The sequence below is a fragment of the Nitrososphaerales archaeon genome (assembly GCA_032906765.1).
Lineage (GTDB): Archaea > Thermoproteota > Nitrososphaeria > Nitrososphaerales > Gagatemarchaeaceae > DASPPF01.
The window spans coordinates 15,627-30,117 of sequence record JAJTZB010000004.1; the positions used below are offsets into that span (position 1 = coordinate 15,627).

The window sequence follows — 14,491 nt, forward strand, 5'->3', positions numbered from 1 at the left end:
GACGGGGTTAACGTCGGAGCAGTCCCTTTTGTCGTCAGAAGTTGGGGGGCAGATAGTTGTTCTGTCCGAGCCACTGCTCGTGCGCCTTAATGTAGCGCCAGAGGACGTCGGCGCGGTCGTCGTCGAAGTCCCACGGAGCGACCAGGACGATGTCGTGCTCCCTTATCCAGACGCGCCTCTTCATCTTTCCCCTTATCCTGCACAACCTGATCTTCCCGTCTGTGCACTTTACCATCACGTGGTCGCCGCTGTGTATCTTCGTGACCCTTCCGAGCAACTCCCCCTGCTCGGGGAGGACTAGCTCCTTCAGGTTGGACTCGCTCAGCACCTTGCGCTTTCCCACGCTACTCCGCCTCCGATGTCATTCTAGCCATAATCCAATCCGCCTGCAAACACTCCGGTGCGTTGTGAATGAGTTTCACGCTACGCTATTTAACTTCTCTTTTCAGAAGAAGGGGGTCTGCTCTCTCGCCTCGGCAACAAATCGTGTCATGTGCTTCCTCCTTCTCCCAACAAAGCGCTTGAACCGTCCGACCTGCCTCTTCATTTTCTCGCTCCTTCTATAAGGAGCAGTCAACACTAGCTCCCTCGCTATGTTCCCAAGACCTTGTATTCTTGTCTCGTAGAAGATGAGGGATCTCCGAGTCTTCCTAGTCTCCTCGATCCTTCTCCTATCAACGACGCAGTTCACACCGTCTCTCCTTGCACCTTCGCAGTAGTCAAGCAGGATTCCTCTCTCCAGTTGTGAGGTTCGGAGCTGCGGGCTGCGCCCTTTGGCCAATGATGTCGGGACGGAGAGATTCCCCTCCGCATCTTCCCAGACGGCTCTCTCTCTTGCGTCCATCGGCTTCGTCAGTCCCGGGGCACCCTCCCACCATCTCCACCAACCCCTTAAACCCCCCCAGTCTCCTCGATCGGAGCAAAACAGAATCGGAGGGCGTCCTTGGGTATGTTCTCTACCTCCCCTTTTCGCGATTCTTACGCCGATGCTCTCTTGACCTATCTTCGGCTGCCAGTAGCGGCCACCGATGCTGCTGAGCCCTGGTTCGCGAGTGGAATGCAAGGCAACAAGAATGACAGAATGGACTTGGTTTTTCAATGAGACAATCTCTCGATTGCGGCCTTGGACAGGCTGAAGCGCTCCTTCTTCCTAGGAGAGACACCGGATCTGGCGAAGAGACTCTTGGGGTGCCGCCTCGTGAGAGTTCTCCGTGGAAGGAGGCTGGCCGGAGTCGTGGTCGAGGTAGAGGCCTACCGCGGAGAGGACGACCCAGCAAGCCACGCTTACGGTGGGATTACAGAACGAAACAAAGTCATGTTTGGAGAGGAAGGCCACGCGTATGTCTACTTCACGATGGGCATGCACTGGTGCCTGAACGTTACGACGGAGGAGCCGGGCAGGGCTGGAGCGGTGCTGATCAGGGCCCTCGAACCCACGGAGGGCTTGGACGTGATGGCCAAGAGGAGGGGTAGGACTCGAATCGAAGAGCTTGCGAACGGCCCTGCCAAGCTCACGCAGGCCCTGGGAATCGATGGCAGGATGAATGGGGAGGACCTTGTCAGGTCGCTGAGGCTGTTCATCGAGAGAGAGGTTGACCCTAGAGCGATAGCCACGAGTTCGAGGGTGGGCATCAGCAGGGGCAGAGAGCTCGAATGGAGGTTCTTCGTAAAGGATAGCAAATTCGTTTCGAAGGCCAAACCTGCCGTTCGAGCGCAGAACCCATAACTAAGGCTCGGGCGGAAGGAGATTTGTGGGGTCGTCGGCTAGTCTGGTCTAGGCTTCAATTGTCGTTGACAAGGAGAGGCCTTGGGCGCTTGAGACCCCCGGTTCAAATCCGGGCGACCCCACTTCCAGTAGAGCCAAATGAATTTCCGTTGTTGTACTGTTAAATACATTTGACAACGATGTCCCGCGCGCATTGCAGGCAGCTCCTAGAAGGGTCAAGACGATTTACAGCGTCATTGCGTCTCCGCAGAGGCTTGAGATCCTGAGGATACTGAACATCAAGGGCCCGCTCACTTACAGCGCGCTGAAGATTCTGGCAGGGTTCAAGTCGAAGAAGGAGTCTGGGAAGTTTGCGTACCACCTTAGGAAGCTCGTGAAGCAGCTCCTGATACAGCTGAACCGCCAAGAGAGGAAGTACACGGTCACGAACCTCGGAAGGCTCGTGCTCAACCTCACCAGGCAGATTGAGGAGCAATCGCTCGTCGAGAGCGGGAAGCTGTACGTCAGGACTTCCCACCAGACCATGGAGGAGTTCAACGCCAACAAGATTCTGCAGTCACTCGTCAAGGAGGCGGGCATGCCTGTCGAGTTGGCCCAGAAGATCACGAGCGAAACGGAGTCGAGGCTCTACAAGTTCCAGACGCAGTACCTCACGGCTCCGCTGATCAGGGAAATAGTGAACGCGCTACTTGTCGAACACAGTCTCGAAGAGTACAGGCACAAGCTCACGAGGCTTGGGATGCCAATCTATGACGTGACGCAGCTGCTCAACAAGGCGGGGGACGACGGGCAGAACGTCGAAAACCTGATTCATCAGACGGGCAAGCAGGTCTTCTCCGAGTATCTTCTGCTAGAGCAGCTCCCGAGGGACGTCGCAGACGCTCACCTCTCGGGCGACATCCACATCACTGACGCCGGGTCGTGGGGGCTGACGCCGGACACTGTCTTCGTAGACCTGCTCTCGGTGAGGAGCGCGGGAATCAACCCGAGAGGAAGAATACTCAACGCGTCGATGATACCCAGTCCCGAGAACGCCGAGAGGGCGCTCAACATCGTACTCAACATGGCGTCGATACTCTGCAGAGAAGTGACGGAGGAGATGGCATTCAGAAATTTCCTGCAGTACCTCGGGCCTTTCTGCAAGTCAAAGAGCAAGAGGGAACTCGAGTCGCTCCTCCTGAGATTCTACGAAACGATTGGGTCGCCGATCGCTGGCGCGGAGAAGCCGTCGATCAGCATCGAACTGAACCCATACAGACACGACGACGTCGGAAGGGACGTGATGGACAAGACGCTGGAAGCAGCGCTCTCCGCCTACAGGAGCTTCGCCGAGGAGACGCCGAGGCCAGACCTCAGACTGTTGATCGCTAAGCCGAATAGGGTCGACGAGACGCAGACGCTCAAGGAGGCGGCGGCCATAATCTTCAACGGAGGCAGGATAGCGTTCTTCTCTTCGGACCAGCGCAGGAGTTTTCTCGGCCTAAACGCTGGCATCCTCCCCCAAGAACTCCAAGCGGATAACGTAAGCGTCTTGCACAACTTGAGTCTAAACCTGCCGAGACTCGCCTACGACTCCAACCAGGACGAGACCTACTTCAGGGCCAAGCTCGCCCTGCTGATCGGGGTGGCTGCAGACGCGCTCACAACCAGGCGGAGGCTCATAGAGAGGACGCTGAAGAGGGGGCTGCTCCCGGCCCTGGGGTCAGGGTCGGACGCAGTCACGACCGGGACAATGCCCCTGGTGATGAACCTGGTGGGGCTCGACGAGACGCTTGCGAGCCTGATACGCGACCCCACCTCGGCGTCCAGGTTCGCTTTAGCTGAGAAGATAGTAGAGACAGCCACCCAGGTGGCCACTGAGAAGTCCAGCAAGAACGAGAAGCTGGGGGCCGCGATGCTCGACCTGGACGGCGGTGTAAGGATGGCCAGCCTTGACGCTGAGAAGTACGGCAAGGCGAACCTTCAGCCCCTTCAGAAGAACGCTTACACGCAGTCTCCCAAGTTGGCCCTAGCCGACTTGGAGAACCAGGAGAAGATGCAGTACCTCTCGAGGCTCTCGGTTGGGTTGCAGGGAGGGCTGTCCGTGACGCTGGACGGTTCGGCCGAGGATGTCAGGGGGATCTACAACACAATCCTGAACGCGACGCCCAAGATACCTTACTTCAAGGTAGACAGGACGATATCCGTCTGCAGGAATTGCGGTGCGAAGCTGCCGCAGAATGCTACGAGGTGCAAGCGTTGCAAATCCGTGGCCACTGTGCAGTACTCGACAGCCGTCTAGGATGTTCGACATGAGGCCGCAATCGTTCTCAGCGTGTCAAAAAGAGTTAACTGCAAAGCGTCTCATGCGATGCATTACTGCCTAATCGAGGTGGTTTTTGTGAACGGTTGGTTAGCCAAGACTGAAATATATACAGGATGAAATAGGTGAACGGCAGGATTATGACGTCTATCGTTGAAGAACCACGAGACTCTGCGAATGTTGCAGTAAGCAGGGAAGTAAAGCTTCCTTCTGAAACCCTCGCAGCGTTCGGAGGAGATGAGCTGCGGGCGAGGGTGTTCTACGAAAAATATGCGCTCAGGGACTCGAAAGGTCTCCCGACCGAGAAGGCGCCGGACGAGATGTGGCGCAGGGTGGCAGCGGAGCTCGCCTCTGTGGAGAAGGACGAGGAGAAGAGGAAGGAGTGGACGACCAAGTTCTACTGGCTCCTACAAGACTGGCGCTTCGTGCCGGGTGGCAGGATTCTCTTCGGCGCAGGGCAGCCGAGGAAGTCGACCCTTCTCAACTGCTACTTCTTCGGCATCAAGGAGGACTCGATAGAGGCGATATTCGAGTGGTGCAAGGAGGCCGCCAGGACCTACAGCTACGGAGGGGGGGTCGGGACTGACATCTCGGTGCTGAGGCCGAAGGGGGCCCCCGTCAACAACGCCGCGATTTACAGCTCCGGTTCTGTCTCTTTCATGGAGCTGCTCTCCACAACCACCGGCACGATTGGCCAAGCTGGAAGGAGAGGCGCACTCATGATAACAATCGGCGTAGACCACCCAGACGTAATCGATTTCATCAAGGTGAAAAGCGACCTGAAGAAAGTAAATTATGCAAATATCTCTGTGAAAATCACTGATGATTTCATGAAGGCGGTGGAGAGCGACGGCGAGTTCATGCTCCACTTCAAGAACGAGAAAGTGGACACGAACACGAAGGTCAGGGCCAAGGAGGTCTGGAAGCAACTGGTCAGGGGCGCCTGGCAGTCGGACGAGCCTGGAGTTCTCTTCTGGGACACAATCAAGCGGGAGTCGACGACGGAGTACAACGGAATGGAGGTGCAGGGAGTCAACCCGTGCAGCGAGCAGACTCTCGAGAGCTACGGCTGCTGCTGTCTCGGTTCGGTGAACCTGAGCGCATTCGTGAAGGAGCCGTTCACCGACAAGGCGAGCATCGACTGGGACGCGCTGACGAGGGCAGTCCAGTTCGGCGTCCGGTTCCTTGACGACGTGCTGGACTACAACGCGGACAGGCATCCGCTGCCCCAGCAGAGGAAGGCTTCCCTCTGGAGCAGGAGGATAGGCGTCGGAATAACTGGCCTCGGGGACATGCTGATCAAGCTCGGACTCAAGTACGACGATGACTCGACGATAGGGTTCGTCGACCATCTCTTCGAGAGAATCAAGAACGTCATCTACGAATACTCGACCGAGCTTGCGAAGGAGAAGGGGAGCTTCCCTGCCTTCGACGCCGACAAGCACCTCTCGCAGCCGTTCATCCAGAGGCTTGACGGGAAGGTCAAGGAGAAGATCAGGTCGCAGGGCATAAGGAACGCAGCCATCACGACGATCCCGCCGGTCGGTTCAGGTTCAATACTTGCCGGAAGTTCGAGCGGAGTCGAACCTGTCTTCGCCTTGGCATACACCAGGAGGAGCAAGTCGCTCAGCGAGGGCGAGTTCAAGGTCTTCCACCCGCTCGTCAGACAATTCATGGACGCGACGCACGTGTCGGACGAGCAGCAGCTTCCCAGCTACTTCGTGACTGCCCACCAGATCAGGCCGGAGATGAGGGTGAAGATGCAGGCAACCATCCAGAAGCACATCGACACAGCGATCTCGAGCACAGTGAACCTCGCGCAGGAGATTACTCCCGAAGAAGTGGAGAAGATCTACATGCTCGCGTGGAGGATGGGCTGCAAGGGAATGACCATCTACAGGGAGGGCAGCAGAGAGGGGATTCTGGAGACAGAGAAGGTAACCAAGAAGGACGAGCACGCTGAGCCGGCGGCATCGTTCGACAGACCGAGGTTGATGGAGGGCAGGACCCTCAAACTGAAGCTGCCGCAGGGAGGAATCTACCTGACGGCTAACCTCGTCAATGGAGAGCCGAAGGAGGTCTTCGTGACCCTAGGCAAGTCGGGGGGCGATGAGAAGGCGGACGCTGAGGCGCTCGGCCGGCTGATCAGCCTCTACCTGCAGCACGGGGGCGACGTCAGGAACGTCATATCCACCCTCAAGGGGATCAAGGGCAAGTACGTGTCGTGGGACGACGGGGTGCAGCTGCAGTCGATACCAGACGCAGTCGCGAAGGCGCTGGAGCTGCTCGTCACTAACCGGGTAGCGAGTGACTCGAGCATCCGACTAATGGAGGGGGAGCAGCAAGCGACCGCCCGCGGAGCGAGTTGCCCCGACTGCCACGAGAACACCCTGATCTTCGAGAACGGATGCTATCGCTGCAGTAACTGTGGATATTCAAAATGTGAGTGACACCGCGCCCTCGCAAATGATTTAACAGCACCACTAGCCGCTGGAAGCTCTCTTGAGCCGGAAGGGAGGCAGTCCTGTGGTCATGGCGATGGTGGTCACAGCACTGGTTGTCACGCCACTGGTCCTCTTCGGAGTCTACCTCGGCTACTACGTGGGTGACGCGGTCGGCTATTCCAAGCCGATTCTGGCGATAATCTTCTCGACGATCGGTTTCCTGGTGGCTATGGCCATAGTCACGAAAGCGATAGTGAAGATTGTGGCGAGGACCAGCGCGCCTAAGGCTTGAGTTTGCTCAGGGCCTCTGACTTCGCCTTTTCGACCTTCGCCCTGACCTCGGCGACAGCCTCGTGATTGGCCGCTTCGACCTTCTCGACAGCGGACTTGAACTGCTCTTCCACGATTTCCTCGCTCATGCTGCCGCCTTCCTCTCGAGTATCTTCTTTACATGTTTTAGCCTGACGAACTCCTCTCTCTCCCTTTCTTCAAGGGTGGCTTGGATGAACCTGATCGATGTCTCATAGCGGGGTATGATCATGTACTCCAGGGCGTTCAGCAGCCTCTGGGTCTTCTCCAGCTCCTTTGCCAGTCTGAAGATTGCGTTCTCGAACTCGGCGGCCCTGAAGATGGAAGGCAGGACCTTCCTCATCTGTCTAGAAGCCCTGTCGACGGCCACGTTCGTATCTGCGAATCCGTATGTCATCCCCGTCTCCTTCTCCGAGAGCTTGAGGGACGGCACGTCCACGTCAACGACCCTCCTGACGCTCACCTCCGCCTCGACCATCGGCGGTGTGTTTGCTGCTATCCCCTCCAGCCTAAGCGGGCCGAGCTTGAGGTAGGCGTCGTAGAGTGCGAGGTATGCGTCGGAGAGAGGCTCCGATATCTCGTCGCGCGCCTTGCTCGCCTGCTGGATCATCTCGTCGAGCCTCTTGAGGAGCACGTCCCTCTTGTCGTCGAGGACCTTCTTCACCCTCCTCGCAGTCTGGAGCCGCCTCCTCGTGCCGATGAGTTCTATCTTTGTCGGGAGTACGTTGGAGCCTGAGGCGACTGACATTCCTACTCGGCCGACTTTTCCGCGACGTAGTACTTCTTGATGAACTCTTCCTTGATGTTCGTCAGCTCGCTCTGAGGGAGGATAGAGAGCGCCTCCCACGCGATGCGCAGTGTGTCCTCGAACGTCCTGTTCTCGTCGTAGCCCTGGTTCAGGTACCTCTGCTCGAAGTAGTCTCCGAACTTCAGATACTGCAGGTCCGAACCTGTCAGGCCGGACTTGCCGACTATCTCTGCCAGCGCCCTCAGCTCGACCGCCCTCGCGTACGCGTTGTAGAGCTGGTTGCCCACCTGGTGGTGGTCAGCCCTCGCCCTGCCTTCCTTGATTACGTGGCCGAGCGCCGGGCCCATCAGCCTGCTCAGGCTGGAGAGGACATAGACCGGAGGGTAGATGCCCTTCCTGAACAGCTCCCTCCCGAGGAAGATCTGGCCCTCCGTGATGTAACCCGTCAGGTCAGGGATCGGGTGGGTCACGTCGTCGCTCGGCATGGAGAGAATCGGCATCTGAGTTATGCTTCCCTTCCTTTCCTTGATTCTGCCTGCTCGCTCGTAGAGAGTCGCGAGGTCCGTGTAGAGATAGCCTGGGAAGCCCTTCCTTCCCGGGACCTCCTCCCTTGCAGCGGAGATCTCCCTGAGCGCCTCTGCGTAGTTGGTGATGTCGGTGATTATGACTAGCACGTGCATGCCCAGCTCGTAGGCGAGGTACTCAGCGGCAGTCAGGGCGACGCGCGGGGTGATGACTCGCTCGATCGCCGGGTCGTCGGCGAGGTTCAGGTACAGGACGCTCCTCCTGATCGCGCCAGACTCTGCGAGGGTCCGCTGGAAGAATATCGCATCGCTGCTTGACACACCGACTGCGGCGAAGACCACGGCGAACTCCTCGCCTTCGCCCACCACAGTCGCCTGCCTTGCGATTTGCGCTGCAAGGTTGTTGTGCGGCATTCCAGCGCCGGAGAAGATTGGGAGCTTCTGTCCTCTCACGAGAGTCAGCATCCCGTCGATGACAGAGACGCCGGTCTGAATCAGGTCGGTAGGATACTCCCTCCTCTCGGGATTGATCGGAGCACCGTTGACGTCGCGGAAGCTCTTTGCGACTGGTTCTGGGAGGCCGTCCAGCGGCTTGCCCAGCCCGTCGAAGACCCTGCCGAGCAGTTGGTCAGACACAGGAAGCTCCATCGTCCTGCCCAGGAACCTGGCCTTCGTTCCGCTTATCGAAAGTCCTGACGTTCCCTCGAACACCTGCACCACAGCCTTGCCGAACCCAGTCTCCAGGACCCTTGCGAGCCTCCTCCTTCCCTCGCTGTCCTCGATCTCGACTAGCTCGTCGAATGCGGCCTTCTCGACGCCATCGACGACGAGCAGCGGGCCCCTGATCTCCGCGACCTTGTTGTATTCGAGCCCGGACGAAGACCTGCTCACTTGACCTTGACCTCCTGGACGCCGGAGAGCGAGGCAAACTCGTCGTACATCTGTTTGACCAGTGCGTCGAGCTTGTCCAGCTCGTCGTTTGTGAGCGCGAACTTGGACCTGAGCATCGGGGCCGTAACCTGCATCGCCCTGATCTTCGCCAGCGGGACACCGTTCCTGAGAGCCTTCAGGGCCTCCTGGTAGAACTGGACGTACATCTTCATCATCTTGAGCTGCTTCTGCGGACTGCAGTAGGCGTCGGTGTTGTCGTAGGCGTTCTGCTGCAAGAAGCCTATCTGGATCATCCTTGCCACGTCGAGGATGAGCTTCTCCTCGTCAGGCAGGGCCTCGGGGCCGAGCAGCCTTACGATCTCCTTCAGTGCGTCCTCCCTCTGCAGGATGCCGTAGGCGTCGGACCTGATAGAAAGCCACTCCTTGTCAATCCTCTCGTTCCACCACTTGCTGACCGACTCGATGTAGCCGGAGTATGAGGTCATCCAGTTGATAGAGGGGTAGTGCCTGGAATAGGCGAGCCTCGCGTCGAGCGACCAGAACGTCCTGACAAACCTGATCGTCTGCGACGTGACCGGCTCTGTGAAGTCTCCACCTGCTGGGGAGACCGCGCCAATCAGGGTGATCGATCCAGTCCTTTCTGGCGTCCCGAGTACGTTGACCCTCCCGGCCCTCTCGTAGAACTCTGCCAGCCTGGAAGCGAGGTACGACGGGTATCCCTCCTCCGCGGGCATCTCCTCCAGCCTTCCGCTTATCTCGCGGAGAGCCTCTGCCCATCTGCTCGTGGAGTCTGCGACGAGTACTGTGTCGTAGCCCATGTCCCTGTAGTACTCTGCCATCGTCACGCCCGTGTAGATGCTCGCCTCTCTCGCGGCAACGGGCATGTTGCTGACGTTTGCGATGAGTATCGTCCTCTCCATCAGCGGCCTGCCGCTCTGCGGGTCGATCAGCTCGGGGAACTCGACGAGCACCTCGGTCATTTCGTTCCCGCGCTCACCGCAGCCAATATGGAAGACTACTTTCGCGTCTGCATATTTTGCCACACTGTGTAGGGTCACGGTTTTTCCGGTCCCGAACGCGCCGGGAATCGCGCCCGTCCCTCCTTTCGACATCGGGAAGAAACAGTCAAGCACCCTCTGGCCTGTCAGCAGAGGAATCTCTGGGTCGAGTCTTTCGCGAACCGGTCGAGGGGTCCTCACAGGCCACCTGTGGTAGAGCGTCAGTTCGAGCTTCTTACCATTCTTGTCTTCTGTTGTAACGACGGTCTCGTCGATTTTGAACTTTCCAACCTTCACCACGTCCTTGACCTTGGCCTTGGACGCTGTCGGCGGAACGAGTATTCTGTGCTCAATGAGCGGCGTCTCCTGGACCTTCCCGATCACGCTCCCTCCCCCTATCTCGTCGCCTGTCTTCACGATGGGCACGAACTCCCACAGCTTGTCAAACGGAATCGAGTTCGCTGTTACGCCCCTCGTGATGAACGCGCCTGCCTTCTTTGCGATGACGTCGAGGGGCCTCTGCAAACCGTCGTAGATGGTGCCCATCATGCCAGGCCCGAGAGTCGTCGACAGTGGTTGGCCGGTTCCCTCTACTGGTTCCCCGGGTCTGAGGCCGGAGGTCGATTCGTAAACCTGCACGAAGGCGATGTCTCCTGTCAGCTTGATTATTTCGCCTATGAGCTTCTCCTCGCCCACCGCCACGACCTCGTACATCTTCGCGGTGGACATCCCTGAAGCCTTGACCGCAGGACCGGAGATCCACTCGATTTTGCCTTTGACTGCCACGACGATTCCCTATTTCGTTGCCCGCTCCGAACGAGCCTTATATTTCTTAGTCGCTTTCGTCTACTGGGGGGAGCAACTGCCCGTCTGGTCTGTTTACCATCAGGTGAGGAACCAGAAAGTCTCAGCCAAGTTCATCACGAAACGCTCCCAGAGGGAGAGCTTCACGCCGGCCTCCCCCCAGGGAAAGGGGACCGAATACCTGTCTACGACTACCTTCATCACTTCATCGAGGTAGTCCCTTATCTGGTTGCTTGCTGGAGCGGCCGGACCCTCGTCGCTCATTTCCCAAGAGCCGTTGTAGGCAGTAGCGTTCAGCTCCCACATGTGCTGGCCCTTTCCGGCCGGGTTGTAGCTGCCGCCGAACTTGACGTACTTGGTCCAGTTGCGGCTCCGGTCCATCAGGACCACCACCATCTGCTTTGCATGCAACATGTTGAAGGTCCCTGAGTCGGTCTGCACGAAGAGCTGCCGTGTGTCGACCACCGGGTTGTTCCTCAGCCTGTAGGCGTAGTACTTCGAGATGTCCGCAATCATGCGGTTCTCCTGCTTCGTCGGGAAGACTATGTGGATTCTCTTGTCACCCTGGAGTTCCGTGCCCGATCGGGGCTTTTTCGAGAGCCGTTTTGCGGCGCGCATCAGAGCCCTAGCTATCTTTTCGTCCGAGAAGTAGGGCGCGATGATGTAGACTTCTTCGAGGTCGTCCCGTGAGAGGAGGTCTGCGTACTCCTTCCGGGCGTCCTGCACGTAACCAGGAACGTTGATGGAGAGCTTCAGCGTGACACTTCCCGCGATGGGCAGATCCTTGGCAAAAAGCGAGAGTATCTTCTCCTTCGGAAGCTCGTTGATCTCCTGCGTCCTTGTAGGGTCGATCAACGCACTCTTCTGGTTCGCGAGCAATAGGAGCGCGATCATGTTCAGCGTCCTGACGAATGGTCCCTGGACGAGGTCCATTTCGTCGTAGAGAATCTTGCGGAACTGGGTCTCTATCCCCACGCCTCCGAAGAACGCAGCTTCCCCGTCGAAGATCCAGAGCTTTATGTGGTTAGCAGCGAAGAAGTCGCTGGACAGAGGATTGGGGCTGTCGTTTATCCTCACGTCAATCCCCACCTTCCTCATATCCAGAATCATGTCCACGGTGTTCTTTTCGAAGTCAGTCGACGGCTTCTGCATGATGATTGAAACGAAACCGTCAATCAACAGGGTGATGCTCACGTCCGGGTCTGCCTTCTTCTTGTTGATGAGCCGGGTGCTCACCTCCAGACCGTAGTCGTCTGCCTTGAAGCCGAGTTCAATCCCTATGATGCTCTCATTGCTCCTGTCAATCCATTCGTAGAAACCATTACGGGCGGTATCCCAGTACTCGCCTGCCGGCCCACCGTTCATGAAGGGGACAAGGTTGTTGTTCGTCACTGCGGAGATTCTCGTCAGCCTGGCTACATCCTCCCTCGCGATGAGTTTGTTCGTGGTGACCGTTTCGACGGTCAGGTTCACGAGTGTCTCGGCGTCTAGCTCCTTCCGCCTCCTGAGCAGTCCGCCCAGTGCCCTGATTATGTCGCCTACCAGCGGGAAGACCGAGATTCGATCGGAGAAACCCCCAGATATTTCATGGAGAAGCTCGTCGTCATAGACTTCGGCGTCCTCACCCAGCGGGCTCCCTGCAGGCATCGTCGCGAGAGTTGATTCTCGAGACCGCTCGATTACGCCCAGCTTCAGCTTGGCGAAGTCAGAGACGTTTCTCTTCTTCCTTCTCTGAGACCGCTCTTGATTGTTTGGGACAGGGAAAGGCGCAACGTCAGCTTGCGCGAATGCTCACCCGCCGAGTAGGACAGAAATTGAACGAGTGGTGAACCTTTGTTTGGTTAGGGGCCGAGAGCGACACCTGCCGCGATGAACAGGATTCCGGCGACGACGAGTCCAATGAGCAGTTGGTTGTTCACCACCTGGAGGATCTGTCCGAGGTTGTTCCTCGTCTGGGCCAGCTGGTTCACCACCTGCTGGAGGCCGTTCCTCAGGCCGACATTCACCAGTGGAACTATCGCCTTGACGTCGTCGGAGATGGTCTTGACTTCGCTCGAGACGGTGTCCATGGAGTTGGCGATGCTCGTGGCTTTGGTGGCCGCGTCATCTATCTTGCTTCCTATGTCGATGCACTCGTCCCCGATGTTTGTGAGGTCGTTACCAGCGTCCTTGAAGGGCTGAGCCACGGCACTGAGAGGGTGAGCGCCGAGGATATCGATGTCGATCTTGTTGCCGACGTTAAGCAGGAAGCCGCCCACGCTCTTCACCGGCTGCCCGACGTCGTTCCCGATGACCTGGGCGGAATCCTGCATTATCGGGACCACGTCGTTCACGACGACGCCCTTTGCTGTCGTTATGTCGTTTCGAATCTGATCTAGCGTGCCGCCGGTCTGGTTCAGGAAGTTGGTAGCTCTGTCGAGCCCGGTGTTGGGATTCAGGAGGTTCGTGGTGATGCCATCCTCTATTGTCTTGAATCCAATATCGATTGCGTTCTTGATGCCAGCAAGCTTACCCTTGAGCATCCAAAGACCGAGGGCCAGAGCTAGGAGTGCTGCCCCGATAATCATGAGAGGGAGACCCCCACTCAAACAAGATGAAATCGTCGTGTGGTTATATAAGCATGAGGAAAACGTCTCAGATTTATGAGAATTCCGTAGTCTTGGCGTCTCTGCCTTCCTCTCGAGGTCTTGAGAATCTCTCTGCCGAAGTCGTAAGCCTTGTGATGCCAGCAGCAGAAATCTCAGGGTCGACCGCGTGGCGACGTCGCTGGCGAGGGCCAAGTGGGTTCAGGCACCAACAGGTGTCAAGTCCTCCTCTGCTAAGAGGAGGCGCTAGGGCGGCATGGAACAGCTCGCATGTGGCAAGCATGGGCGTCTGCTCGAAGACGAGCCAGTCAGGCAGCGGTGAGACAACCTCTGCGGGGGCCTGAAGGTCACGGCGAACGTCTACACGAGGAGGCTCGGTTCGTTATGCACGCTGAGGGGGAAGCACACGCCGGCGGCGAATCGCACAGGCGCATCGCAGCAAGTGGGCCACCGTCTCCACACTATCCCCCGTTAAGCTTTCTCACGATATTGCGAGGGTTGGTCGCCCCTGTTATCGACCGCCCCACTATGAGGAAGTCGGCCCCTGCGGGAATAGGTCCCTTCGCGCTCCCACCCTGGGCACCGACCCCGGGCGAGAAGATGAGGCAAGCAGCCCCGACCAGATTCCTGACCTCCATGACTTTGCGCGGTGATTTGGCTGAGACGATTACCCCGTCCGCGCCCCAGTCTCTGGCCCTCTTTGCGAACACCCTGTAGATTGGCGTCCCATCCGAAAGACGCAATGAATATCCTTCTCTTGCGCCGGCGTGGCTCATGTACACGAGGAGGAGCACCCCTCCCCTCAAAGAATGAACTTCGGCGATTGCCCTACCGAGCCCTTCCCTGTATCCCACGAATGGATTCGCTATGACCGCGTCGAATCCATATGAGAAGAGCGCGTTCACGATGCTGAGGTTGGTCGACTCGACGTCGTTCATCTTCAGGTCTGCAATCAAAGGAAGCTCCTCTTGCTTGCAGGCGGCGATTACGTCCCTCAGACCCTCCAGCCCGAACGGGAGGAGCAGGTGATGGTTCACCTTGACGGCGGCGACCGATCCCTTCACCTCGTCCAGCACTGAGCGTGCCCTCGCCAGGCGCGTCGAGAACGGGTCCGTGAAATCGAGGGCTAAGACCACCCTGCTCCCATTCTTCCTCGAGGA

13 protein-coding genes and 1 tRNA gene are annotated in these 14,491 nt (G+C 57.9%); 5 read left to right on the forward strand and 9 right to left on the reverse strand.

Annotation, left to right across the window (positions count from 1 at the left end; translation table 11 throughout):
- Positions 1–34: 34 nt before the first annotated feature.
- Both eif1A and LYZ69_05095 read right to left on the reverse strand, forming a co-directional pair.
- On the reverse strand, positions 35–343 hold the full coding sequence (gene eif1A / locus LYZ69_05090; protein ID MDV3277826.1) for a translation initiation factor eIF-1A: 309 nt from the start codon (positions 341–343) through the stop codon (positions 35–37).
- Between the two features lie 102 nt (positions 344–445).
- Positions 446–844: a hypothetical protein gene (locus tag LYZ69_05095; GenBank protein ID MDV3277827.1), complete on the reverse strand. Its 399-nt coding sequence runs from the start codon at positions 842–844 to the stop codon at positions 446–448.
- 339 nt (positions 845–1,183) lie between these two features.
- On the opposite strand from LYZ69_05095, the gene LYZ69_05100 reads away from it, so the two are divergent.
- The 5 genes from LYZ69_05100 to LYZ69_05120 all read left to right on the forward strand — a co-directional run bounded on the left by LYZ69_05100 (position 1,184) and on the right by LYZ69_05120 (position 6,764).
- On the forward strand, positions 1,184–1,726 hold the full coding sequence (locus LYZ69_05100; protein MDV3277828.1) for a DNA-3-methyladenine glycosylase: 543 nt from the start codon (positions 1,184–1,186) through the stop codon (positions 1,724–1,726).
- Between the two features lie 27 nt (positions 1,727–1,753).
- Positions 1,754–1,848: transfer RNA gene (locus LYZ69_05105), tRNA-Pro, on the forward strand.
- A 71-nt stretch (positions 1,849–1,919) separates the two neighbouring features.
- Positions 1,920–4,007: an ArsR family transcriptional regulator gene (locus LYZ69_05110; GenBank protein MDV3277829.1), complete on the forward strand. Its 2,088-nt coding sequence runs from the start codon at positions 1,920–1,922 to the stop codon at positions 4,005–4,007.
- 161 nt (positions 4,008–4,168) lie between these two features.
- Positions 4,169–6,478, forward strand: a complete 2,310-nt coding sequence (locus LYZ69_05115) for an adenosylcobalamin-dependent ribonucleoside-diphosphate reductase (protein ID MDV3277830.1) — start codon at positions 4,169–4,171, stop codon at positions 6,476–6,478.
- 52 nt (positions 6,479–6,530) lie between these two features.
- Entirely contained in the window at positions 6,531–6,764 is a 234-nt protein-coding gene (locus LYZ69_05120; protein MDV3277831.1) for a hypothetical protein, read from the forward strand.
- Here the strand turns inward: LYZ69_05120 and LYZ69_05125 are convergent.
- The 7 genes from LYZ69_05125 to LYZ69_05155 all read right to left on the reverse strand — a co-directional run bounded on the left by LYZ69_05125 (position 6,754) and on the right by LYZ69_05155 (position 14,467).
- Positions 6,754–6,891: a hypothetical protein gene (locus tag LYZ69_05125; GenBank protein ID MDV3277832.1), complete on the reverse strand. Its 138-nt coding sequence runs from the start codon at positions 6,889–6,891 to the stop codon at positions 6,754–6,756. The two genes, LYZ69_05120 and LYZ69_05125, sit on opposite strands and share 11 nt — an antisense overlap.
- On the reverse strand, positions 6,888–7,529 hold the full coding sequence (locus LYZ69_05130; protein ID MDV3277833.1) for a V-type ATP synthase subunit D: 642 nt from the start codon (positions 7,527–7,529) through the stop codon (positions 6,888–6,890). The genes LYZ69_05125 and LYZ69_05130 overlap by 4 nt, the downstream gene beginning before the upstream one ends.
- A 2-nt stretch (positions 7,530–7,531) precedes the next feature.
- Positions 7,532–8,944 carry a V-type ATP synthase subunit B gene (locus LYZ69_05135; GenBank protein ID MDV3277834.1) on the reverse strand — a complete coding sequence of 471 codons (1,413 nt, stop codon included), beginning with the start codon at positions 8,942–8,944 and terminating at the stop codon, positions 7,532–7,534.
- Positions 8,941–10,728, reverse strand: coding sequence for a V-type ATP synthase subunit A (locus LYZ69_05140; GenBank protein ID MDV3277835.1), 1,788 nt, complete (start codon positions 10,726–10,728; stop codon positions 8,941–8,943). The genes LYZ69_05135 and LYZ69_05140 overlap by 4 nt, the downstream gene beginning before the upstream one ends.
- 99 nt (positions 10,729–10,827) lie before the next feature.
- Entirely contained in the window at positions 10,828–12,393 is a 1,566-nt protein-coding gene (locus tag LYZ69_05145) for a hypothetical protein (GenBank protein ID MDV3277836.1), read from the reverse strand.
- A gap of 194 nt (positions 12,394–12,587) precedes the next feature.
- A complete protein-coding gene (locus LYZ69_05150; GenBank protein ID MDV3277837.1) occupies positions 12,588–13,334 on the reverse strand; it encodes a hypothetical protein in 747 nt (248 codons plus the stop codon).
- A gap of 458 nt (positions 13,335–13,792) precedes the next feature.
- On the reverse strand, positions 13,793–14,467 hold the full coding sequence (locus LYZ69_05155; protein MDV3277838.1) for an orotidine 5'-phosphate decarboxylase: 675 nt from the start codon (positions 14,465–14,467) through the stop codon (positions 13,793–13,795).
- Between the last annotated feature and the right edge of the window lie 24 nt (positions 14,468–14,491).

Bases quoted from the DNA above. Each gene is read 5' to 3' on its own strand.
- LYZ69_05130 (MDV3277833.1), bottom strand. From the start codon at position 7,529: ATGTCAGTCGCCTCAGGCTCCAACGTACTCCCGACAAAGATAGAACTC.
- LYZ69_05115 (MDV3277830.1), top strand. From the start codon at position 4,169: ATGACGTCTATCGTTGAAGAACCACGAGACTCTGCGAATGTTGCAGTA.
- LYZ69_05145 (MDV3277836.1), bottom strand. From the start codon at position 12,393: ATGCCTGCAGGGAGCCCGCTGGGTGAGGACGCCGAAGTCTATGACGAC.
- LYZ69_05095 (MDV3277827.1), bottom strand. From the start codon at position 844: ATGGACGCAAGAGAGAGAGCCGTCTGGGAAGATGCGGAGGGGAATCTC.
- LYZ69_05125 (MDV3277832.1), bottom strand. From the start codon at position 6,891: ATGAGCGAGGAAATCGTGGAAGAGCAGTTCAAGTCCGCTGTCGAGAAG.